The 22469-nt window shown below is 68.2% G+C and carries 20 protein-coding genes and 1 tRNA gene; 12 read left to right on the top strand and 9 right to left on the bottom strand.

The annotated features are described in order from the left end of the window. Positions 1-14: 14 nt before the first annotated feature. Both trxB and trxA read left to right on the top strand, forming a co-directional pair. The gene (gene trxB / locus BHU15_RS05145) at positions 15-1007 is read left to right on the top strand and encodes a thioredoxin-disulfide reductase (RefSeq protein ID WP_023540263.1); all 993 of its coding nucleotides are present in this window, start codon (positions 15-17) and stop codon (positions 1005-1007) included. Positions 1008-1049: 42 nt separating this feature from the next. Then, the gene (gene trxA / locus BHU15_RS05150; protein ID WP_023540262.1) at positions 1050-1412 is read left to right on the top strand and encodes a thioredoxin; all 363 of its coding nucleotides are present in this window, start codon (positions 1050-1052) and stop codon (positions 1410-1412) included. A 48-nt stretch (positions 1413-1460) separates the two neighbouring features. Here trxA and BHU15_RS05155 read toward each other — a convergent pair whose 3' ends face one another. The 9 genes from BHU15_RS05155 to rpmH all read right to left on the bottom strand — a co-directional run bounded on the left by BHU15_RS05155 (position 1461) and on the right by rpmH (position 8413). Next, positions 1461-2078 carry a GNAT family N-acetyltransferase gene (locus tag BHU15_RS05155; protein ID WP_069626065.1) on the bottom strand — a complete coding sequence of 206 codons (618 nt, stop codon included), beginning with the start codon at positions 2076-2078 and terminating at the stop codon, positions 1461-1463. 303 nt (positions 2079-2381) lie between these two features. Then, entirely contained in the window at positions 2382-3524 is a 1143-nt protein-coding gene (locus BHU15_RS05160) for a ParB/RepB/Spo0J family partition protein (protein WP_079127907.1), read from the bottom strand. Continuing rightward, positions 3521-4597 carry a ParA family protein gene (locus BHU15_RS05165; protein WP_079127908.1) on the bottom strand — a complete coding sequence of 359 codons (1077 nt, stop codon included), beginning with the start codon at positions 4595-4597 and terminating at the stop codon, positions 3521-3523. The genes BHU15_RS05160 and BHU15_RS05165 overlap by 4 nt, the downstream gene beginning before the upstream one ends. 236 nt (positions 4598-4833) lie before the next feature. Further along, a complete protein-coding gene (gene rsmG, locus BHU15_RS05170) occupies positions 4834-5550 on the bottom strand; it encodes a 16S rRNA (guanine(527)-N(7))-methyltransferase RsmG (protein WP_069626067.1) in 717 nt (238 codons plus the stop codon). Positions 5551-5660: 110 nt separating this feature from the next. Continuing rightward, positions 5661-6173, bottom strand: coding sequence for a Jag family protein (locus BHU15_RS05175; protein WP_023540257.1), 513 nt, complete (start codon positions 6171-6173; stop codon positions 5661-5663). 60 nt (positions 6174-6233) lie between these two features. Further along, positions 6234-7520 (bottom strand): membrane protein insertase YidC, encoded by a 1287-nt coding sequence (gene yidC / locus BHU15_RS05180; protein ID WP_069626068.1) that lies wholly within the window; start codon positions 7518-7520, stop codon positions 6234-6236. A 3-nt stretch (positions 7521-7523) separates the two neighbouring features. After that, the gene (gene yidD / locus BHU15_RS05185) at positions 7524-7889 is read right to left on the bottom strand and encodes a membrane protein insertion efficiency factor YidD (RefSeq protein ID WP_069626069.1); all 366 of its coding nucleotides are present in this window, start codon (positions 7887-7889) and stop codon (positions 7524-7526) included. Continuing rightward, entirely contained in the window at positions 7886-8257 is a 372-nt protein-coding gene (gene rnpA, locus BHU15_RS38035) for a ribonuclease P protein component (RefSeq protein ID WP_037783899.1), read from the bottom strand. Before rnpA ends, yidD begins: the two co-directional genes overlap by 4 nt. A gap of 18 nt (positions 8258-8275) precedes the next feature. Continuing rightward, on the bottom strand, positions 8276-8413 hold the full coding sequence (gene rpmH, locus BHU15_RS05195; RefSeq protein ID WP_014047156.1) for a 50S ribosomal protein L34: 138 nt from the start codon (positions 8411-8413) through the stop codon (positions 8276-8278). Between the two features lie 360 nt (positions 8414-8773). Here rpmH and dnaA point away from each other — a divergent pair, with 360 nt between their 5' ends. From dnaA to BHU15_RS05245, 10 genes are all read left to right on the top strand, one after another. Next, positions 8774-10618, top strand: coding sequence for a chromosomal replication initiator protein DnaA (dnaA, locus tag BHU15_RS05200; RefSeq protein WP_079127909.1), 1845 nt, complete (start codon positions 8774-8776; stop codon positions 10616-10618). Between the two features lie 931 nt (positions 10619-11549). Next, on the top strand, positions 11550-12680 hold the full coding sequence (gene dnaN, locus BHU15_RS05205; protein WP_031230663.1) for a DNA polymerase III subunit beta: 1131 nt from the start codon (positions 11550-11552) through the stop codon (positions 12678-12680). 133 nt (positions 12681-12813) lie between these two features. Further along, positions 12814-13752 (top strand): phosphogluconate dehydrogenase (NAD(+)-dependent, decarboxylating), encoded by a 939-nt coding sequence (gene gnd, locus BHU15_RS05210; RefSeq protein ID WP_069626072.1) that lies wholly within the window; start codon positions 12814-12816, stop codon positions 13750-13752. Between the two features lie 51 nt (positions 13753-13803). Further along, positions 13804-14946 carry a DNA replication/repair protein RecF gene (gene recF / locus BHU15_RS05215; protein WP_069626073.1) on the top strand — a complete coding sequence of 381 codons (1143 nt, stop codon included), beginning with the start codon at positions 13804-13806 and terminating at the stop codon, positions 14944-14946. Further along, positions 14943-15524 (top strand): DciA family protein, encoded by a 582-nt coding sequence (locus tag BHU15_RS05220; protein WP_069626074.1) that lies wholly within the window; start codon positions 14943-14945, stop codon positions 15522-15524. The genes recF and BHU15_RS05220 overlap by 4 nt, the downstream gene beginning before the upstream one ends. Positions 15525-16137: 613 nt before the next feature. After that, positions 16138-18216 (top strand): DNA topoisomerase (ATP-hydrolyzing) subunit B, encoded by a 2079-nt coding sequence (gene gyrB / locus BHU15_RS05225; RefSeq protein ID WP_023540248.1) that lies wholly within the window; start codon positions 16138-16140, stop codon positions 18214-18216. Positions 18217-18267: 51 nt separating this feature from the next. Continuing rightward, the gene (gene gyrA, locus BHU15_RS05230; protein ID WP_069626075.1) at positions 18268-20895 is read left to right on the top strand and encodes a DNA gyrase subunit A; all 2628 of its coding nucleotides are present in this window, start codon (positions 18268-18270) and stop codon (positions 20893-20895) included. A gap of 89 nt (positions 20896-20984) precedes the next feature. Next, the gene (locus BHU15_RS05235) at positions 20985-21680 is read left to right on the top strand and encodes a DUF3566 domain-containing protein (RefSeq protein WP_069626076.1); all 696 of its coding nucleotides are present in this window, start codon (positions 20985-20987) and stop codon (positions 21678-21680) included. Positions 21681-21762: 82 nt separating this feature from the next. After that, positions 21763-21836, top strand: a tRNA-Ile gene (locus tag BHU15_RS05240). Between the two features lie 311 nt (positions 21837-22147). After that, entirely contained in the window at positions 22148-22387 is a 240-nt protein-coding gene (locus tag BHU15_RS05245) for a hypothetical protein (protein WP_069626091.1), read from the top strand. The last annotated feature ends 82 nt before the right edge of the window (positions 22388-22469 follow it).

Raw genomic sequence — 22469 nt, forward strand, 5'->3', positions numbered from 1 at the left:
CGAGGAAGAAACCCGTGAGCGACGTCCGTAATGTGATCATCATCGGCTCCGGGCCGGCCGGGTACACGGCTGCGCTCTACACCGCACGCGCGTCGCTGCATCCCCTCGTGTTCGAGGGTGCCGTCACCGCGGGTGGCGCGCTGATGAACACCACCGATGTGGAGAACTTCCCCGGTTTCCGCGACGGCATCATGGGCCCCGACCTGATGGACAACATGCGGGCGCAGGCGGAGCGGTTCGGCGCCGAGCTCGTCCCGGACGACGTCATCTCGGTCGACCTCAGCGGGGAGATCAAGACGGTCACCGACACGGTGGGCACGGTGCACCGGGCGAAGGCCGTGATCGTCACGACCGGCTCGCAGCACCGCAAGCTCGGACTCCCGCGCGAGGACGCCCTCTCCGGACGCGGCGTCTCCTGGTGTGCCACGTGTGACGGGTTCTTCTTCAAGGACCAGGACATCGCGGTGGTCGGCGGCGGCGACACGGCGATGGAGGAGGCGACCTTCCTCTCGCGTTTCGCCAAGTCGGTCACGATCGTCCACCGCCGCGACAGCCTGCGGGCCTCCAAGGCCATGCAGGACCGTGCCTTCGCCGACCCGAAGATCCGGTTCGCCTGGGACAGCGCGGTCGAGGAGATCCACGGCGACCAGAAGCTCTCCGGTCTGACGCTGCGCAACACCAAGACCGGTGAGACGTCCGAGCTGCCGGTGACCGGGCTGTTCATCGCCGTGGGCCACGACCCGCGTACCGAACTCTTCAAGGGCCAGCTCGACCTCGACGACGAGGGTTACCTCACGGTGGACGCGCCCTCCACTCGCACGAACCTCACGGGTGTCTTCGCCGCCGGCGACGTCGTCGACCACACCTACCGACAGGCGATCACCGCCGCGGGCACCGGCTGTTCCGCGGCCCTCGACGCCGAGCGCTTCCTCTCCGCGCTGGCCGACGGCGAGAACGCCGCCGAGCCGGAGAAGAGCACCGAGCCGGAGCAGACCGCCTCCGTCTGACCAGCAGTTCCGACCGACACCCCACGAAGTTAGGAGGCCGCCGTGGCCGGCGACCTGAAGCATGTGACCGACGACTCGTTCGACGAGGACGTCCTGAAGAGCGACAAGCCCGTACTGGTGGACTTCTGGGCCGCCTGGTGCGGACCGTGCCGCCAGATCGCTCCGTCGCTCGAAGCCATCGCGGCCGAGCACGGCGACAAGATCGAGGTTGTCAAGCTCAACATCGACGAGAACCCGGCCACCGCAGCCAAGTACGGCGTCATGTCCATCCCGACGCTGAACGTCTACCAGAACGGCGAGGTCGCCAAGACCATCGTCGGCGCCAAGCCCAAGGCCGCCATCGTGCGCGACCTGGAGAGCTTCATCGGTGACAGTGCTCCGGTGAGCAAGGAAGCAAGCAACTAAGCACCACGCGATGTTTCACGTATCTCCCACGACACATGAGGGCCGCGATCAGAGCGGTCTGAGCGCCGGGTCCTTCTTCACCGCGCCCAGCAGTCGGTCCAGCGCGTGCTCGACGTCTTCCTTCCAGGACAGCGTCGTCCGCAGATCAAGCCTCAGCCGCGGATACGTGGGATGCGTCCGTACGGTCTTGAACCCCACCGCCAGCAGATGGTCCGCGGGCAGCACACAGGCCGGCTCCTTCCACCGCGCGTCCCCGAAGGCCTCGATCGCCTTGAACTCACGCCGCAGCAGGTCCTTCGCGACGGTCTGCACCATCACCCGCCCGAGCCCCTGCCCCCGGTAGCCCGGCATGATCCAGCCGGTCATCAGCTGTACGGCGTCGGGAGAGACCGGGCTCGTCGAGAACGCCGTGGCGCGGGGCACATACGCCGGAGGCGCGTACAGAACGAAGCCCACGGGCACGTCGTCCACATAGACCAGCCGGCCGCACGACCCCCACTCCAGGAGGACGGCCGAGATCCATGCCTCCTTCTCCTCCCGCGCCCTGCCGGCTCCTACCGCCGCTTTCCCTCTGACCGGATCAAGCTCCCAGAAGACGCACTCCCCGCATCGCCGGGGGAGGTCGGGAAGGTTGTCCAGCGTGAGCGGTACGAGCCGACGCCCCATCGAGGCAGTTCCTCACTTCCTGCGCCTGCCGCGCCACGAGCCGCGGTCAGCGCGCTGCGCTCCCGAAGCAGGCTGCCGACGAAGCCGCCGACGACCCCCAGGCCCAGTCCAGCTGACATCAGTTGGCTGCGGCTCACCGATTGCATGGCCCCGCCCTTCCTCTGAGATGGATCAAGGTGGATGCGCCATACCAGAACGCATCGTATCCACCCAGAGGTGCGCCGCACACCGGGAGACGGCAAAGGGCGGGCCGTGTCCGGTACCCACCGGACACGGCCCGCCCTGATGGCGGTACGTGGAGCGTCAGCCCTTGTCGGACTCCAGGCCGTTGGCCCGGTCCGGCCCGTCCACGGCGTCCGTGTCGTCCCCGTCCTCGTCGGCCGGTCCCCTGTCGAGGACACGCCCCTCACCGGGGGCGAGGGTGCCGAGGATGCGCTCCAGATCGACCAGCGAGGCGAACTCGACGGTGATCTTCCCCTTCTTCTGCCCCAGATCGACCTTCACCCGGGTCTCGAAGCGGTCGGACAGCCGGGTCGCCAGATCGGTCAGCGCGGGCGAGGGAAGGGCGCCGGCCCGCAGGCCCTTCGAGCGGGGCGCGCTCTTGGGCTGTGAACTCATCAGGTTCACGATTTCCTCGACGGAACGCACCGACAGCCCCTCGGCCACGATGCGATGGGCCAGCCGGTCCTGCTCGTCCGAGTCGTCCACCCGGAGCAACGCCCTGGCGTGCCCGGCCGACAGCACACCGGCGGCGACCCTGCGCTGCACGGGAAGGGAGAGCCGCAGCAGCCGCAGCGTGTTGGTGACCTGCGGACGCGAGCGCCCGATCCGATCGGCCAGCTGATCGTGCGTGCAGTTGAAGTCCTTGAGCAACTGGTCGTAGGCCGCGGCCTCTTCCAGCGGGTTCAGCTGTGACCGGTGCAGGTTCTCCAGCAGCGCGTCCAGCAGCAGCTTCTCGTCCTCGGTGGCACGGACGATCGCCGGGATGCGCTCCAGGCCGGCCTCCCGGCAGGCTCGCCAGCGACGCTCGCCCATGATGAGCTCGAAGCGCTCCGGCCCCAACTGCCGTACGACGATGGGCTGGAGCAGTCCCACCTCCTTGATGGAGGTGACCAGCTCGGCGAGAGCGTCCTCGTCGAACACCTCACGGGGCTGCCGCGGGTTGGGCGTGATGTAGTCCATCGGCACTTCGGCGAAGTACACACCCTCCGGAGCGGTCACCTCGGCCGAGACCGGTGTGTCCTGGGCGGGAATCTCCGCCGTCGCCGGTGCGGCCGTCTGCGGCAGCGTCGTCACCTTGGCCGCCGCGACCCCTCGCTCAGCCGTCAGGACCGGTCCCTGGCCGGGGGAGTCGGTCTCCCCGGCAGAGGTTGTCTGCTTCTCCTGCGGAGCCGCGGGGATCAGCGCATTGAGCCCACGCCCCAAACCTCTACGTCGGTCGCTCACTGCGTCCCCTCCGAAATGCTCTGCTGACTGTTGCCGATCGCGTGGGCGTGCTTGACGTCGTAGCTCATGCCGACCCCACGCAGGGCGATTTCACGAGCCGCTTCGAGGTACGACAGGGAGCCGCTGGAACCCGGATCATAGGTCAGGACCGTCTGCCCGTAGCTCGGCGCCTCCGAGATGCGGACCGAGCGAGGGATGCTCGTTCTCAGCACCTCCTCACCGAAATGGCTGCGGACCTCGTCGGCCACCTGCGAGGCGAGCCGGGTCCTGCCGTCGTACATGGTGAGCAGAATCGTGGAGACATGCAGCGTGGGGTTCAGATGCGCCCGCACCAGGTCCACGTTCCGGATCAACTGCCCCAGCCCTTCGAGCGCGTAGTACTCGCACTGGATGGGGATCAGCACCTCGGCGCCGGCGACCAGCGCATTGACGGTCAGCAGACCGAGCGAGGGCGGGCAGTCGATCAGGATGTAGTCCAGCGGCTGCTCGTACGCCTCGATCGCCCGCTGAAGCCGGCTCTCCCGCGCGACCAGCGACACCAGCTCGATCTCCGCACCGGCGAGGTCGATGGTGGCGGGCGCGCAGAAGAGACCTTCGACGTCCACCACGGGCTGGACCACCTCGGAGAGCGGCTTGCTCTCCACCAGGACGTCGTAGATCGAGGGGACTTCGGCGTGGTGATCGATCCCGAGCGCCGTGGAGGCGTTGCCCTGGGGATCGAGGTCGACCACGAGGACGCGCGCGCCGTGCAGCGCGAGCGAGGCGGCGAGGTTGACCGTGGTCGTGGTCTTGCCGACGCCACCCTTCTGGTTGGCGACGACCATGACCCGTGTCTGCTCGGGGCGTGGCAGGCCCTCACCGGCACGGCCCAGGGCCTCCACGGCCAGCTGGGCAGCACGGCCGATGGGGGTGTCGTCCATCGGGGGCGGCGATGTTTCACGTGAAACATCGCCGCCCGACGACTCGGAACGGGGGCCGGGGACCGGATCGGTCATCGGTCCCGCGATGTTGGCGTCGGACCGCAAGGATTCACTCTCCTCGACTTCAGGCTCGCAATGAGGAGAGCCTGCCATGCTTTCGGGGTCGGGAACCAGCGAGGCCCGTGGTTCTGTGGATGAATCCCGATCTGTGGCCAACCCGGTACCTCTTACGAGGGGTTTCATGCCCCGTGGTGCGGAAGCAGCGCGACCTCGATCGATAATGCCCTGCAGCAGTGAGCGACGTTTCACGTGAAACACGATGCACTTGCCGCAGGGCTAGACCGTTACGACACTCCGCAGTCGACGGCCAGGGCTCCTTCTATGGAGCATCAGCGACGGCGTCGCGCCCGGTCCGCACGGGCGGCCTTCGCGCGCTTCGTGGCGAACCGCACCCCGCCGGGGCTCTCCCCGACCTCCGCGCGCACCACCGTGGCCGGCGGATCCACCACTCCCTCACCGACGCGCAGCACCGAGGCATCGATCACACCGAGCTTGCTCAGCGCCGACCGGGCGCCCTTCAGCTCCTCCTCGGCCGTGTCCCCCTTGAGCGCCAGCATCTCTCCGTACGGGCGGAGCAGCGGTACGCCCCAACCGGCCAGCCGGTCCAGCGGGGCCACGGCGCGCGCCGTCACCACATGGACGGGCTGGAGCGTCCCGAGCACTTCCTCGGCGCGTCCCCGTACCACCGTCACATGGTCCAGACCCAGCAGCTCGACCACTTCCTGGAGGAAGTTCGTCCGCCGCAGCAGCGGCTCCAGCAGCGTGATCTTCAGATCCGGGCGCACCAGCGCCAGCGGGATCCCCGGCAGCCCCGCCCCCGAGCCGACGTCACAGACACTCACGCCCTCGGGCACGACCTCGGAGAGCACCGCGCAGTTCATCAGGTGCCGCTCCCAGAGCCGGGGCACCTCACGCGGCCCGATGAGACCGCGAGTGACTCCCGCGTCAGCGAGGAGCCCCGCGTACCGCACAGCGGCCGGGAAGGAGTCTCCGAACACCGTCCTCGCCTCGTCCGGCGCAGGGGGAAGCTCTGCTGCCTCCGTCACGGGAACCGTCCTTCCGTACAGAACCACCCGAGTGTGGCTCACAGTCACTGTTGGCTGACAAACGACGGCCCCGCCTGGTGGACAGACGGGGCCGAGAACCGGGGGATCGCTCAGGCGGGGAGCACGACGACGAAGCGCTGCGGCTCCTCGCCCTCGGACTCGCTGCGCAGTCCGGCCGCCGCGACGGCGTCGTGCACGACCTTGCGCTCGAAGGGCGTCATGGGGTTCAGCTTCACCGGCTCACCGGTGCTCTTCACCTCGTCGGCCGTCTTGGCACCCAGCTCGGCGAGCTCCGTACGCTTCTTGGCCCGGAAGCCCCCGATGTCCAGCATCAGCCGGCTGCGGTCACCGGTCTCCCGGTGCACCGCGAGGCGGGTCAGCTCCTGGAGCGCTTCGAGCACCTCGCCGTCCCGCCCGACGAGCTTCTGCAGGTCACGGCCGCTCACATCGCTGATGATCGAAACCGCGGCCCGGTCGGCCTCGACGTCCATGTCGATGTCACCGTCGAGGTCGGCGATGTCGAGCAGACCTTCGAGATAGTCGGCCGCGATCTCACCTTCCTGCTCAAGGCGGGTGAGGGTGTCGCTACCCTCGGCGGCGGCGGAGATGGTGCCTTCCGACACGGATGGACTCCTTCTTACTACGGGCTGGCTACGGGCCCTACGGGCTACGGGAAGCTGCGCTTACTTCTTGGTCGGGTGCTTGGGCCGCTGCTGACCCTTGCGCGCCCCGGCCTTGGCCCGTGCGCCACCGCTGCCGTTCTTGCGCGGCGGCTGCTTGGGCTGGCTGTCCTTCGGCTCGTCGTTCTTCTGCAGCGACGTCTTGGGCGCGGCATCCGCGGCATCGTCGGCGTCGGTCGAAGGCTTCGTTCCCGAGGTCTTCGACGCGGGCTGCTGGCCGCCGCCCGTGTGCCGCTTCGACTTGGGCTGGCGCTTGGGCTGCTGGCGCTTCGTCGCGTGCGACTCGCCCTCGGGGAGCGCCTCGCCCTTGATCACGGTGCCGTCGGCCTGCGCGACAAGACCACTCTTCGAGAGGCTGTTGATGAACTTGCGCTCATTGTCGTTGCGGTCGGGGCCCTTGGCCACGATCGCCGAGACGATGTTGCGCCTGCGCTTCGAGCGGACCTCGTTGTGCGTGGTGATGCCCTTGAGCAGCCGCTGGAGGTACTGGTCCTGGGCCTTGCTGCCCGGAGTCGGGTTCTGGTTGATCACGTACATCTGCTGGCCCATGGTCCACACGTTGGTGGTCAGCCAGTAGACGAGGACACCGACGGGGAAGTTGATGCCCATGACCATGAAGATCACGGGGAAGATGTACATGAGCATCTTCTGCTGCTGCATGTACGGCGTCTTGACCGTCAGGTCGACGTTCTTCGTCATCAGCTGGCGCTGCGTGTAGAACTGCGACGCCGACATCAGGACGATCATGATCGCGGTGACAACACGGACTGAGATCTGCGTGGCGTCCAGGGACGCGACCTTGTCCGCGCTGTCGGTGAACTTGGCGGCCAGCGGAGCGCCGAAGATGTGCGCCTGGCGCGCGCTGTCGAGCAGCGACTGGTTGATGACGCCGATCGTCTTGCCCGAGGCGATGCTGGAGAGCACGTGGTACAGGGCGAAGAAGAACGGTGACTGCGCCAGGATGGGAAGGCACGAGGAGAGCGGGTTGGTACCCGTCTCCTTGTACAGCTTCATCATCTCTTCGGACTGGCGCTGTTTGTCGTTCTTGTAGCGCTCCTGGATGGCCTTCATCTTGGGCTGAAGGACCTGCATGTTCCGGGTCGACTTGATCTGCTTGACGAACAGCGGGATCAGACAGATCCGGATGAGCACCACCAGGGACACGATGGACAGTCCCCAGGCCCAGCCCGTGTCCGGGCCGAAGATCGCCCCGTACACCGTGTGGAACTGGACGATGACCCACGAGACTGGGGTGGTGATGAAACTGAAGAAACTGGCAATCGTGTCCACTAATCAGGCTCCTTGAGCATGGGACGAGGTCTCTGCGGCCGGACTCGAGGTTTCGGCGGCCGATGCCGAACCCCCGGAAGGCACGCCGGCGGCGGATTGCCCGCCCTTCGTGCCGCGCCACGCGTTGCGCAGCAGTTCATGCCACCGCGGGCGCTTGCGCGGTGGGACATGGTCCACCCCACCCGGCGACCACGGATTGCACCGCAGGATGCGCCAGGCCGTCAGACCGGTGCCCTTGATCGCGCCATGCCGGTCGATGGCCGTGTAGCCGTAGTGGGAACACGACGGGTAGTACCGGCAGACGGGCCCGAGCAACGGGCTGATCGTCCACTGGTACAGCTTGATCAGAGCCAGCAGCGGGTACTTCATCGCGCGCCCCCTCCCAGCAGCCGCTCAAGGGCGGCGTCCAGGTCTCGGGCCAGCTGTGCATGGTCGGCGTCGCCCGCACCGGGCAGCGCTCGTACGACAACCAGGCTACCGGGGGCCAGCCGGGACAGCCGATCGCGTATGAGGTGGCGGAGTTTCCGCTTCACGCGGGTCCGTACGACGGCCCCGCCCACGGCTTTGCTTACGACGAAACCCGCCCGCGTCGGGGGTTCGCTCTCCCCTGACGCGTGCGGGCCCGTAGTACCGCTACGTAGATGTACGACAAGAAGCGGGCGTCCGGCCCTGCGTCCCCGGCGTACCGCGGTCGCGAAATCCTCGCGCCGCCTCAGCCGATTCTCGGTAGGCAGCACGTCATAACCTGTTGGCGATCAGGCGGACAGGTTGGCGCGACCCTTGCCACGGCGGTTCGCGAGAATCGCGCGGCCGGCGCGGGTGCGCATACGGAGCCGGAAGCCGTGGGTCTTGGCACGACGACGGTTGTTCGGCTGGAAGGTGCGCTTGCTCACTCGGGGGCTCCAGAGATGATGATTGGGAAGGCGGGACATCGCCTGGCTGTCACCGTGCGCCCACGAGAAGCTCGCGATTACGCCCGAGTGCACCGCTTCACGACCACAGATCGTGATCCTTGCCCATCGGAGGCAGGCGGCAGCAGCCATCGACAACTCGACCTGGTCACGGTACGCGCGGCTACGCCATACGGTCAAACCAGCTGGCTGCCACGTTCCATTATGCACAGCCTGTGGACAACAACTTGAACCACGTGGGTGCCCTGACTACCGTGGCCGAACTCCGGATTCTTTTCCGCCGGTCTTCCCACCCCGTCCCGAGAACCACATATTCGTGGGACCAGCGAGAGAGCGTGCCCTGTGGCTGACGTACCTGCCGATCTTGCCGCAGTGTGGCCGCGAGTGCTGGAGCAGCTCCTCAGGGAGGGCCAGCAGGGCGTCGAGCCCAAGGACAAACAGTGGATCGAGCGCTGCCAGCCACTCGCGCTGGTGGCTGACACCGCGCTGCTGGCCGTGCCCAACGAGTGGGGCAAGCGGGTGCTCGAGGGCCGCCTCGCCCCGCTCATCAGCGAGACCCTGAGCCACGAGTGCGGGCGCCCGATCCGTATCGCCATCACGGTCGACGACTCGGCCGGTGAACCCGTACCGCCGCTGCCCCAGCAGAGCCGCTACCAGAACTCCCAGCACGACGACGGACGTGACGGTCGTGACGGACGCGACTCACGTGATCTCCGTGACAGCCGTGATTCCCGTCACGACGACCCGCGGCCGGACGACTCCCGGCACGACGACATGCGCCCCGACGGCGGCTACCACCCCTACGGCCGCCGCCCCTCCGACGACGACTCCATGCCGACGGCCCGCCCCGCCTACCCGGACTACCAGCAGCAGCGCCCCGACCCGGGCGCCTGGCCCCGGACGCAGGAGGACCTGTCCTGGCAGCAGCAGCGGCTCGGCGGCTTCCAGGACCGTGACCCGTACGCGACCGCGCGACCGCAGCAGCCGCAGCACGACTACCGGCCGCCGCAGCCGCAGGAGAGCCGGCCCTACGATCAGCAGCAGCGCCCCGAGCGGCACGACCTGGACCCGCAGCAGTCGCGGCACGGCGGCCGGGGCGGGGCGACCGGACCGCTCGGCGCGCAGGCATCGCCGCCGCCGGGACCCGGTGAGCACCACGCGCGGCTCAACCCCAAGTACCTCTTCGACACCTTCGTCATCGGGGCGTCCAACCGGTTCGCGCACGCGGCGGCCGTCGCCGTCGCGGAGGCGCCGGCCAAGGCGTACAACCCGCTCTTCATCTACGGCGAGTCCGGGCTCGGCAAGACGCACCTGCTGCACGCCATCGGCCATTACGCGCGCAGCCTCTATCCCGGCACCCGGGTGCGGTACGTGAGCTCGGAGGAGTTCACGAACGAGTTCATCAACTCGATCCGCGACGGCAAGGGCGACACCTTCCGCAAGCGCTACCGGGACGTCGACATCCTGCTGGTCGACGACATCCAGTTCCTGGCGAGCAAGGAGTCGACGCAGGAGGAGTTCTTCCACACCTTCAACACGCTGCACAACGCGAACAAGCAGATCGTGCTGTCCTCGGACCGGCCGCCCAAGCAGCTGATCACCCTGGAGGACCGGCTGCGCAACCGCTTCGAGTGGGGCCTGACCACCGACGTACAGCCGCCGGAGCTGGAGACGCGAATCGCGATCCTCCGTAAGAAGGCCGTGCAGGAGCAGCTGAACGCGCCGCCCGAGGTGCTGGAGTTCATCGCCTCGCGGATCTCGCGCAACATCCGTGAGCTGGAGGGCGCGCTGATCCGGGTCACGGCGTTCGCCTCGCTCAACCGGCAGCCGGTGGACCTCGGGCTGACCGAGATCGTGCTCAAGGACCTCATCCCCGGCGGCGAGGACTCGGCCCCCGAGATCACCGCCGGCGCCATCATGGCGGCGACGGCGGACTACTTCGGGCTGACCGTGGAGGATCTGTGCGGTTCGTCGCGCAGCCGGGTGCTGGTGACGGCGCGCCAGATCGCGATGTACCTCTGCCGTGAGCTGACGGATCTGTCGCTGCCCAAGATCGGTGCCCAGTTCGGCAACCGGGACCATACGACGGTGATGCACGCGGACCGGAAGATCCGCGCGCTGATGGCCGAGCGGCGCTCGATCTACAACCAGGTCACCGAACTCACCAACCGCATCAAGAACGGCTGACCGGTTCGCGGACCCGTCCGCGACCGGCTTCAGGACGCCTCAGGGCGCTTCGGGACACCGTCCCGGGGCGCCCTTCGTCATGCCCGGCTCATGTCCGGCTCACGTCGGGCGGGTCATCGGGCATGGCGCGGCGCGTGACGCACCCTCAACCGCTGTTCGAATACGGGGTGTCGAGGGCCGCTTCTCCACAGAAAGCGGTCCGATCTCCCGTCCACACCCTGGGGATCGATAAGTTGTCCAGACTGCGTCCACAGGCGGGCCGACCGGATGTGGATCATGCCAGGTCAGACCCCTGGGGATTTGTGGCCAACTTTCCTCCACAGCCTGTGGACAGTTTTCTTGCCCACAGGCACGCGCTCGGGTTGTCCACCGGCGGCCCACAGGAGACGGCCCGTTGCCCACAGCTTCGGTCCGCTTCTCCACATCGCTGTCCACTGTTCGGCAACGAAACACGGCTGTTCACCGTGTCGAGTGAAAGGCGTCACATCGAGGTTGCCCAGGACCCTGTGGGGAACAGCGGAAAAGCTGGGGACGAGCCTGGGGAGAAGTAGGGGTGCCCTGTGCACCGCCTGTGCAGAACTTTCGGCTGTCCACAGAGCGACGGGGTTGTCCACTGTCGGCGCCCACAGGGCCGGTGGACAAAAAAGTGGGCTTGACCTGCGAAAACAACGTTATCCACGGAATCCACAGGCCCTACTACTACTAACACCTGGAGTTACCTGGGAATCTGCTTCGAAGTGGGTGCTGTGCACAACTCGGCGCCGGACCGGCCCCGGCCGCTTGTCGCGACTTGACCCCGAGCAGCACCGAGTGTCGGTGCCGTACGTCAGACTGGTCCCCGGCAACCTCACCCTGCCCATGGCGGAGTGAGCTCATGCCGACGACGAAGAAGGCCGGCAGGGCGAGTCAGCAACAGCAGGAGGCGGTTCCGGTGAAGATCCGGGTGGAGCGCGATGTACTGGCGGAGGCGGTGGCCTGGGTGGCCCGTAGCCTCCCGGCCCGTCCGCCGGCGCCCGTTCTTGCGGGCCTTCTGCTGAAGGCCGAGGAAGGCGCGCTCAGCTTCTCCAGCTTCGACTACGAGGTCTCGGCCAAGGTCTCGGTGGACGCCGAGGTCGAGGAGGACGGCACCGTCCTCGTCTCCGGCCGGCTCCTCGCCGACATCTGCCGCGCCCTCCCCAACCGGCCGGTGGAGATTTCCACAGACGGTGTACGGGCGACGGTGGTCTGCGGCTCCTCGCGGTTCACGCTGCACACACTGCCTGTGGACGAGTACCCGGCACTGCCGCAGATGCCGACCGCCACCGGCACGGTGCCCGGTGAGGTCTTCGCCTCCGCCGCCGCCCAGGTGGCCATCGCCGCGGGCCGTGACGACACGCTCCCGGTGCTCACCGGCGTACGGATCGAGATCGAGGGCGACACGGTCACCCTGGCCTCGACCGACCGCTACCGCTTCGCCGTCCGTGACTTCCTGTGGAAGCCGGAGGTCTCGGACATCTCCGCGGTCGCCCTGGTGCCCGCCAAGACGCTGCTGGACACCGCCAAGGCCCTCACGAGCGGTGACACGGTCACCCTGGCGCTCTCGGGCTCCGGTGCGGGCGAGGGGCTGATCGGTTTCGAGGGCGCCGGGCGCCGGACGACCACGCGGCTCCTGGAGGGCGACCTCCCGAAGTACCGGACGCTGTTCCCGACGGAGTTCAACTCGGTCGCGGTGATCGAGACCGCGCCGTTCGTCGAGGCCGTCAAGCGCGTGGCGCTGGTCGCCGAGCGCAACACCCCGGTGCGGCTCAGCTTCGAGCAGGGCGTGCTCATCCTCGAAGCCGGTTCCAGTGACGACGCACAGGCTGTGGAGCGGGTCGACGCGAAGCTCGACGGCGACGACATCTCGATCGCCTTCAACCCGACGTTCCTGCTCGACGGTCTGAGCGCCATCGACTCGCCCGTCGCGCAGCTCTCCTTCACGACCTCCACCAAGCCCGCGCTCCTCAGTGGGAAGCCGGCGCTGGATGCCGAGGCCGACGACGCGTACAAGTACCTGATCATGCCCGTGCGGCTGTCGGGCTGATCGCGTCCCCGCCGGGCTGGGTCGTTCCGACCGTCCCATCGGGCCCGGCGTAGGCTCGGGCGGGGCCGCGCGGCACTGTCGCCGCCCGCCCCGTGCCTGAACGACTGTCGGCTCAACGCTTAAGGAACCACTGATGGAGCTCGGTCTCGTCGGCCTCGGCAAGATGGGCGGCAACATGCGCGAGCGCATCCGCCGCGCAGGCCACACCGTCATCGGATACGACCGGAACGCGGACGTCGCTGACGTCCACAGCCTCGAAGAGCTGGTGGGCAAGCTCAAGGGCCCCCGGGTCGTCTGGGTGATGGTCCCCTCGGGTGCGGCGACGCAGTCGACGATCGACGAGCTGGCGGGGCTGCTGTCCCCCGGTGACGTGGTCGTGGACGGCGGCAACTCCCGCTGGACGGACGACGAGAAGCACGCGGTGCAGCTCGGCATCAAGGGCGTCGGCTTCGTCGACTGCGGTGTCTCCGGCGGCGTCTGGGGCCTGAAGAACGGCTACGCGCTGATGTACGGCGGCGACGCCGACCATGTCGCGAAGGTCCAGCCGATCTTCGACGCGCTCAAGCCGGAGGGCGACAAGGGCTCGGTCCACGCGGGCAAGGTCGGCGCCGGCCACTTCGCGAAGATGGTCCACAACGGCATCGAGTACGCCATGATGCAGGCCTACGCCGAGGGCTGGGAGCTGCTGGAGAAGGTCGACTCGGTCACCGACGTCCGCGAGGTGTTCCGCTCCTGGCAGGACGGCACGGTCATCCGTTCCTGGCTGCTGGACCTGGCGGTCAACGCGCTGGACGGTGACGAGCACCTGGCCGGCCTGCGTGGTTACGCCGAGGACTCCGGCGAGGGCCGGTGGACGGTCGAGGCGGCCATCGACCACGCGGTGCCGCTGCCCGCGATCACCGCGTCGCTGTTCGCCCGGTTCGCGTCCCGGCAGGACGACTCGCCGCAGATGAAGATGGTCGCCGCGCTGCGCAACCAGTTCGGTGGCCACGCGGTCGAGCAGGCGGACGAGAGCACGCCGGGCAAGCCCGGTAAGCCCGTCAAGCCGGGCGGGCCCAAGAACAAGAAGTAGCCCTTCGCAGTCGCGGAGGGGCGCGGGATCAGGGGAGGTCGGGGCAGGTCCATGCACGTCACGCATCTCTCGCTGGCCGACTTCCGTTCGTACGCCCGGATCGAGGTGCCGCTCGATCCGGGCGTCACCGCGTTCGTGGGGGCCAACGGGCAGGGGAAGACCAATCTGGTCGAGGCGGTCGGCTATCTCGCCTCGCTCGGCAGCCACCGGGTCTCCTCGGACACGCCGCTGGTGCGGATGGGCGCCGAGCGGGCGGTGATCCGGGCCGCCGTCACCCAGGGCGAGCGCTCACAACTGGTCGAGCTCGAACTCAATCCGGGCCGTGCGAACAGGGCCAGGATCAACCGGTCTTCGCAGGTCAGGCCGCGTGATGTGCTGGGGATAGTGCGGACGGTGCTGTTCGCGCCGGAGGATCTGGCGCTGGTGAAGGGCGATCCCGGTGAGCGCCGGCGCTTCCTCGACGAGCTGATCACGGCCCGCTCCCCGCGCATGGCGGGCGTGCGCTCGGACTACGACCGGGTGCTCAAGCAGCGCAACACCCTGCTGAAGTCGGCGGCGATGGCGCGGCGGCACGGCGGGCGCGGGATGGATCTCTCCACGCTCGACGTATGGGACCAGCATCTGGCACAGGTGGGCGCGGAGTTGCTGATGCGGCGCCTGGATCTGATCGAGACGCTCCAGCCGCTGACGGACAAGGCGTACGAGCAACTGGCGCCCGGTGGCGGCCCGGTGGCGCTGGAGTACCGTTCCTCCTCCGCCGACCCGGAAGGGGCGGGCCCGCAGGCGGCGCGCTCGCGCGATGAGCTGTACGCGCGGCTGATGGCCGCGCTGGCGGGGACACGCAAGCAGGAGATCGAGCGGGGAGTCACGCTGGTGGGTCCGCACCGGGACGAACTGCTGCTGAAGCTCGGCCAGTTGCCGGCCAAGGGGTACGCGAGCCACGGCGAGTCCTGGTCGTACGCGCTGGCGCTGCGGCTGGCCTCGTACGAACTTCTGCGCGCCGAGGGCAACGAGCCGGTGCTGGTCCTCGACGACGTCTTCGCCGAGCTGGACGCGCGGCGCCGGGAGCGGCTGGCGGAGCTGGTGGCGCCGGGCGAGCAGGTGCTGGTCACGGCGGCGGTGGACGACGACGTGCCGGACATTCTGGCCGGGGTGCGGTTCACCGTGGCCGACGGCACGGTGGAGCGGGCATGAGCGGCCCCGAGCGCCCGGCCGAGCGGACCGAACCCGCCGGAGCGTCCGCGCCGCAGTCGGGAGCGCCGGCGCCCGCCGAGTCCTCGGGCGTCGACCTGGCGCGGGTCGCGCTGCGGGCCGCGAAGGAGCAGGCACGGGCCCGTGGCGCAGCCGCCCAGCAGAAGAAGCAGGTCAGACGGGGTGGAAGCCTCCGGTCGGGCTCGGGGGCCGACGGCCGTGATCCGCTGGCGCTGGGCGCCGCGATCAACCGGCTGATCACCGAGCGGGGCTGGGAGACGCCTGCCGCCGTCGGCGGTGTGATGGGCCGCTGGCCGCAGATCGTGGGGGACGACCTGGCCAGGCACTGTGTGCCCGAGCGGTACGAGGAGGACGAGCGGATCCTGACGGTGATCTGCGACTCGACGGCCTGGGCGACGCAGCTGCGGCTGCTGGCCCCCCGGCTGGTGGCCCGGCTGAACGAGGACCTGGGGCACGGCACGGTGAAGGTGATCAAGGTACGTGGCCCGGCCGGGCCGCCGCGGCGCTTCGGCGGGCTGCGGGCCCCCGGCAGCAAGGGCCCGGGGGACACGTACGGCTGAGGCCGGCGGTACGGCCCCGCGCGCGCGGGGCTCGTTGTCACGTACGGCTCCCGGACGCGTACGCCGGGGCACGACAGCCTCCGCGCCTCCGTCAGCGTCCGCCGGGTTCCCGAAGCGCTTTCCCCGGGTCTTCCCGTACGGCTGACCGCCCTGCCTCGGCGTTGACTTCCGCGCCGCCACGAGCCGCGCCGAGCCGCGTTCAGCCGCACCGACGGGCCCCGCGGAGCGCCGCGCAGGCCCCAACAGCCCCTCTGCGAGACCCACTTCACACGCGTCTCCCGGCGCCCCCGCGAGCCTTTCCGGGGACCCCTGTGACCTCGCCGTACGGCTGCGGAGAGTGAGGTGTCCCGCACGGTAGCCGGAGGTTGACAGCACGAAGCGCTCAAAGCCCGTGTGAGCCTCTTGGAGCCCCTGCCCGAATATGGGGAGTCGGCAGCCGCCGGTTCAGGGCGGCACATGCGGACTCAGGTACCGGCAAACCCCCATTCGGGTCGCCGCTACCGGTAGACTGATGAAGAATCCCGCCTCGTCGGCGGGACTCGCCTTCCAAGACTGTCAAACACTGTCGCAAGCCGAACGACGCAGCCGCTCCCGCCTGCCCGGAGATCGGTCTGTGCTGTGCCAGAAAGGGCGCTTCGTGGCCGATTCCGGCAACCCCAACGAGAACACTCCGTCCGTAGCCACCGGTGAGAACGGCGAGGTAACGGGCTCGTACAACGCCAGTGCCATCACGGTGCTGGAAGGCCTGGACGCGGTCCGCAAGCGTCCCGGTATGTACATCGGCTCGACCGGTGAACGTGGCCTTCATCACCTGGTGACGGAGGTCGTCGACAACTCCGTCGACGAGGCCCTGGCCGGGCACGCGGACACCATCGACGTCACGATCCTCGCCGACGGCGGCGTACGCGTGGTCGACAACGGCCGTGGCATCCCCGTGGGCATCGTCCCGTCCGAGGGCAAGCCGGCCGTCGAGGTCGTGCTGACGGTGCTGCACGCGGGCGGCAAGTTCGGCGGCGGCGGCTACTCCGTCTCCGGCGGTCTGCACGGCGTGGGTGTCTCCGTGGTGAACGCGCTGTCGACGAAGGTCGCCGTCGAGGTCAAGACCGACGGCTACCGCTGGACGCAGGACTACAAGCTCGGGGTGCCGACGGCGCCGCTGGCGCAGAACGAGGCGACGGACGAGACGGGCACGACAGTCACCTTCTGGGCGGACCCGGACGTCTTCGAGACGACGGAGTACTCCTTCGAGACGCTGTCCCGCCGCTTCCAGGAGATGGCCTTCCTCAACAAGGGCCTGACCCTGAAGCTGACCGACGAGCGCGAGTCGGCCAAGGCCGTCGTGGGCGCCGACGTCGCGGGCACGGACTCGGCCGAGACGCCCGGCGAGGAGCCGGTGCGCAGCGTCACGTACTACTACGAAGGCGGCATCGTCGACTTCGTGAAGTACCTCAACTCCCGCAAGGGCGACCTCATCCACCCCACGGTCATCGACATCGATGCCGAGGACAAGGAGCGGATGCTCTCGGTGGAGATCGCGATGCAGTGGAACTCGCAGTACAGCGAGGGGGTGTACTCCTTCGCCAACACGATCCACACGCATGAGGGCGGTACGCACGAGGAGGGCTTCCGCGCGGCGATGACCGGCCTGGTCAACCGCTACGCGCGCGAGAAGAAGTTCCTGCGCGAGAAGGACGACAATCTGGCGGGCGAGGACATCCGCGAGGGTCTGACCGCGATCATCTCGGTCAAGCTGGGCGAGCCCCAGTTCGAGGGCCAGACGAAGACCAAGCTCGGCAACACGGAGGCGAAGACCTTCGTACAGAAGATCGTGCACGAGCATCTGACGGACTGGTTCGACCGGCATCCCAATGAGGCGGCCGACATCATCCGTAAGTCGATCCAGGCCGCCACGGCCCGGGTCGCGGCCCGTAAGGCGCGCGATCTGACCCGGCGCAAGGGTCTGCTGGAGTCGGCGTCGCTGCCGGGCAAGCTGAGCGACTGCCAGTCCAACGACCCGTCCAAGTGCGAGATCTTCATCGTCGAGGGCGACTCGGCCGGCGGCAGCGCGAAGTCCGGTCGCAACCCGCAGTATCAGGCCATTCTGCCGATCCGCGGCAAGATCCTGAACGTCGAGAAGGCGCGGATCGACAAGATCCTCCAGAACACCGAGGTGCAGGCGCTGATCTCGGCGTTCGGCACCGGTGTGCACGAGGACTTCGACATCGAGAAGCTCCGCTATCACAAGATCATTCTGATGGCGGACGCCGACGTCGACGGTCAGCACATCAACACGCTCCTGCTGACGTTCCTCTTCCGCTTCATGCGGCCGCTGGTCGAGGCGGGCCACGTGTATCTGTCGCGTCCGCCGCTCTACAAGATCAAGTGGGGCCGGGACGACTTCGAGTACGCGTACTCGGACCGCGAGCGCGACGCCCTGGTGGAGCTGGGCAAGCAGAACGGCAAGCGGATCAAGGAAGACTCGATCCAGCGCTTCAAGGGCCTCGGTGAGATGAACGCCGAGGAGCTGCGCATCACGACGATGGACGTCGACCACCGGGTGCTCGGCCAGGTCACGCTCGACGACGCGGCGCAGGCCGACGACCTGTTCTCGGTGCTGATGGGCGAGGACGTCGAGGCCCGGCGCTCGTTCATCCAGCGCAACGCCAAGGACGTCCGCTTCCTCGACATCTGAGTCGGTCTCCGCTGACAGATTCGAAAAGGCCGAAAGGAACACTGACCAGCAATGGCCGACGAGAACACTCCTGTGATGCCCGAAGAGGTGCCCGCCGTAGAAGGTGTGGGCATGCGTGTCGAGCCCGTGGGGCTCGAGACGGAGATGCAGCGCTCGTATCTCGACTACGCGATGTCCGTCATCGTGTCGCGTGCGCTGCCCGACGTACGGGACGGTCTGAAGCCCGTCCACCGCCGGGTGCTGTACGCGATGTACGACGGCGGCTACCGGCCCGAGAAGGGCTTCTACAAGTGCGCCCGCGTCGTCGGTGACGTCATGGGCACCTACCACCCGCACGGCGACTCCTCGATCTACGACGCGCTGGTCCGTCTCGCGCAGCCGTGGTCGATGCGGATGCCGCTGGTGGACTCCAACGGCAACTTCGGCTCTCCCGGCAACGACCCGGCCGCCGCCATGCGGTACACCGAGTGCAAGCTGATGCCGCAGTCGATGGAGATGCTCCGGGACATCGACGAGGAGACCGTCGACTTCACGGACAACTACGACGGGCGTAACCAGGAGCCGACGGTCCTGCCGTCGCGCTTCCCGAACCTGCTGATCAACGGCTCGGCCGGGATCGCGGTCGGTATGGCCACCAACATCCCGCCGCACAACCTGCGCGAGGTCGCCGCGGGCGCGCAGTGGGCGCTGGAGCACCCGGAGGCCTCGCACGAGGAGCTGCTGGACGCGCTGATCGAGCGCATCAAGGGCCCGGACTTCCCGTCCGGCGCGCTGGTCGTGGGCCGCCGGGGCATCGAGGAGGCGTACCGCACGGGCCGTGGCTCGATCACGATGCGCGCGGTCGTCGCGGTCGAGGAGATCCAGAACAGGCAGTGCCTGGTCGTCACGGAGCTGCCGTACCAGACCAACCCCGACAACCTCGCGCAGAAGATCGCCGACCTGGTGAAGGACGGCAAGGTCGGCGGCATCGCCGACGTCCGCGACGAGACGTCCTCGCGTACGGGGCAGCGGCTGGTGGTCGTGCTCAAGCGCGACGCGGTCGCCAAGGTCGTGCTGAACAACCTGTACAAGCACACCGACCTGCAGACGAACTTCGGCGCGAACATGCTGGCGCTGGTGGACGGTGTGCCGCGCACGCTGTCGATCGACGCGTTCATCCGGCACTGGGTGACGCACCAGATCGAGGTCATCATCCGGCGTACGCGGTTCCGGCTGCGCAAGGCCGAGGAGCGCGCGCACATCCTGCGCGGTCTGCTCAAGGCGCTGGACGCCATCGACGAGGTCATCGCGCTGATCCGGCGCAGCGACACCGTCGAGACGGCGCGCGGTGGCCTGATGACGCTGCTGTCGATCGACGAGATCCAGGCGAACGCGATCCTGGAGATGCAGCTGCGCCGGCTGGCCGCGCTGGAGCGGCAGAAGATCGTCGCCGAGCACGACGAACTCCAGGCGAAGATCAACGAGTACAACGCGATCCTCGCCTCGCCCGAGCGGCAGCGGCAGATCGTCAGCGAGGAACTGGCGGTGATCGTCGACAAGTTCGGCGACGACCGGCGTTCCAAGCTGGTGCCGTTCGACGGTGACATGTCCATCGAGGACCTGATCGCCGAGGAGGACATCGTCGTCACCATCTCGCGTGGCGGCTATGTGAAGCGTACGAAGACCGACGACTACCGCTCGCAGAAGCGCGGCGGCAAGGGCGTGCGCGGCACGAAGCTCAAGTCGGACGACATCGTGGACCACTTCTTCGTGTCGACGACGCACCACTGGCTGCTGTTCTTCACGAACAAGGGCCGGGTGTACCGGGCGAAGGCGTACGAGCTGCCCGACGCCGGCCGGGACGCGCGGGGCCAGCACGTGGCCAACCTGCTGGCGTTCCAGCCGGACGAGAAGATCGCGCAGATCCTCGCCGTACGGGACTACGAGGCGGCGCCGTATCTGGTTCTGGCCACCAAGGCCGGTCTGGTGAAGAAGACGTCTCTGAAGGATTACGATTCGCCCCGTTCCGGCGGTGTGATCGCGATCAACCTCCGTGAGACGGACTCGGGGGCGGACGATGAACTGATCGGTGCCGAACTGGTGTCGGCGGACGACGATCTGCTGCTCATCAGTAGGAAGGCGCAGTCGATCCGGTTCACCGCGACGGACGACTCGCTGCGTCCGATGGGCCGGGCGACATCTGGTGTGAAGGGCATGAGTTTCCGCGAAGGGGACGAACTGCTGTCGATGAATGTGGTGCGGCCCGGTACGTTCGTGTTCACTGCTACAGACGGCGGCTACGCGAAGCGAACCAACGTCGACGAGTATCGCGTCCAAGGACGTGGCGGCCTCGGTATCAAGGCCGCGAAGATCGTGGAGGACCGCGGGTCGCTGGTCGGTGCGCTGGTGGTGGAGGAGACGGACGAGATCCTCGCCATCACCCTGGGCGGCGGTGTGATTCGCACGCGAGTCAACGAAGTCAGGGAGACGGGCCGTGACACGATGGGTGTCCAACTGATCAACCTGGGCAAGCGCGATGCCGTGGTCGGCATCGCTCGTAATGCCGAGGCCGGTCGTGAGGCTGAAGAGGTCGAAGGGGTTGTCGGCGATGATGCCGACGAGACTCCGGCGACCGACGTGGCCGCGCCTGCCGAGGACGCCGAGGGCACACGGGCCCCGGCTGCGGAGCACGAGGAGTAGACAGCGTGAGTGGAGCCACGGGCGCCGAATCGGCCGCTTCCGGAGCGAACGGTGCCCGTGGCCCTGCCACGGAGTCCCAGGGGGTTACGGTGACCGACACCCGGGGGCAGAAGCCCCCCTATGAGACGTACGGATCCGAGCAGCCGCAGCAGCAGGCTGCGCAGCCGTACCACCCGCCGCAGGCGTATCCGACGCCGTCGGGCGGGGGGACACAGGGCGGGGGCACGCAGGGCGGACGGCAGCGATCCGCCGCCCAGCCGTCGCAGGCCCAGCCGCACGTCCAGCTCGGCCAAGGCCAAGGCCAAGGACCGGGCACGGGCGCGGGCCAGCCCGGACAGACGGCCACGAGCGGCGGCCGGCCGTCCACGACGGCGGGCGTACGCCTGCCGCGCACGGGGGCGCGTACGACTCCGCGTACGCGCAAGGCCCGGCTGCGGGTGGCGAAGGCCGACCCGTGGTCGGTGATGAAGGTCAGCTTCCTGCTCTCCATCGCGCTCGGCGTGTGCACGGTCATCGCGGCGGCGGTGCTGTGGATGGTCATGGACGCGATGGGCGTCTTCTCGACGGTGGGCGGGACGATCAGCGAGGCGACGGGCTCGAACGAGAGCAACGGCTTCGACCTGCAGTCGTTCCTCTCGCTGCCGCGTGTGCTCATCTTCACCTCGGTGATCGCCGTGATCGACGTGGTGCTGGCGACCGCTCTGGCGACGCTCGGATCCTTCATCTACAACCTGTCGGCGGGCTTCGTGGGCGGCGTCGAGCTGACGCTCGCCGAGGACGAGTAGGAAGCCGGGCGAGAGGGCGGGGGCGGCCTCCTTATCGATTTTGGGACTGGCCCTGGAGTGCGCTAATCTTCAGGGGCAGCGCGGGGCTATAGCTCAGTTGGTTAGAGCGCATCCCTGATAAGGATGAGGCCACAGGTTCAAATCCTGTTAGCCCCACAAGAGTTGAACGTGCTGGTCAGAAGCCCGGCAGATCTCAGGATCTGCCGGGCTTTCTGTATGCGTCGATACGGGTCGATCATTACCGGTCCGTCGATTGCCGGGCGTCCACAAGGCCGGGCGGAGGGCGGGCCCAATCCGTCCATTGGGCCTGGGGTTGGGCCTTGGGGCCCATGTCGGTGGGTGTGGTGCGGTCGTACGTTTCTCATGTCGCCAGCGAGTCCGGCCAGGAGGAAGCCGGAAGCGCGGGCGGCATCGAGGACTCGTACGAGTCGGCCGGTAGACGGCCGGCCGACACAAAGGGGAATCTCATGTCGAACGTCACGCTGAAGGCCGCCACCAACGTCAAGGTCTACGTCGGTACGTGGACGAACACCGCCGTCACGGCGATCAAGCGGCGGAGCGACAAGGGTCAGGGCGCGGTCGAGTACGTCGGTGTCATCGTGCTGGTGGCGCTGATCATCGCGGCGATCGTCGGTTCGGGCGTCGACGAGTCGATCGCCGAGGGCCTGTCGAACACGGTGGACGAGATCCTTGGCGGCGGAGAGTAATCCCCCACGACCTCCGCAGGGCAAGCCCGCCGGCATCGCTGAATCGATGCCGGCGGGTTTTCTCTGGTTCCGCGCCGACCGG

The sequence above is a fragment of the Streptomyces niveus genome (assembly GCF_001723055.1).
Taxonomy (GTDB): domain Bacteria; phylum Actinomycetota; class Actinomycetes; order Streptomycetales; family Streptomycetaceae; genus Streptomyces; species Streptomyces niveus.

Excerpts from the sequence above, each read along its gene's own strand:
- yidD (WP_069626069.1), bottom strand. The coding sequence starts at position 7,889 with ATGAAGTACCCGCTGCTGGCTCTGATCAAGCTGTACCAGTGGACGATC.
- gyrA (WP_069626075.1), top strand. The coding sequence starts at position 18,268 with ATGGCCGACGAGAACACTCCTGTGATGCCCGAAGAGGTGCCCGCCGTA.
- recF (WP_069626073.1), top strand. The coding sequence starts at position 13,804 with ATGCACGTCACGCATCTCTCGCTGGCCGACTTCCGTTCGTACGCCCGG.
- BHU15_RS05220 (WP_069626074.1), top strand. The coding sequence starts at position 14,943 with ATGAGCGGCCCCGAGCGCCCGGCCGAGCGGACCGAACCCGCCGGAGCG.
- BHU15_RS05245 (WP_069626091.1), top strand. The coding sequence starts at position 22,148 with ATGTCGAACGTCACGCTGAAGGCCGCCACCAACGTCAAGGTCTACGTC.
- BHU15_RS05155 (WP_069626065.1), bottom strand. The coding sequence starts at position 2,078 with ATGGGGCGTCGGCTCGTACCGCTCACGCTGGACAACCTTCCCGACCTC.
- BHU15_RS05165 (WP_079127908.1), bottom strand. The coding sequence starts at position 4,597 with ATGGCAGGCTCTCCTCATTGCGAGCCTGAAGTCGAGGAGAGTGAATCC.
- gnd (WP_069626072.1), top strand. The coding sequence starts at position 12,814 with ATGGAGCTCGGTCTCGTCGGCCTCGGCAAGATGGGCGGCAACATGCGC.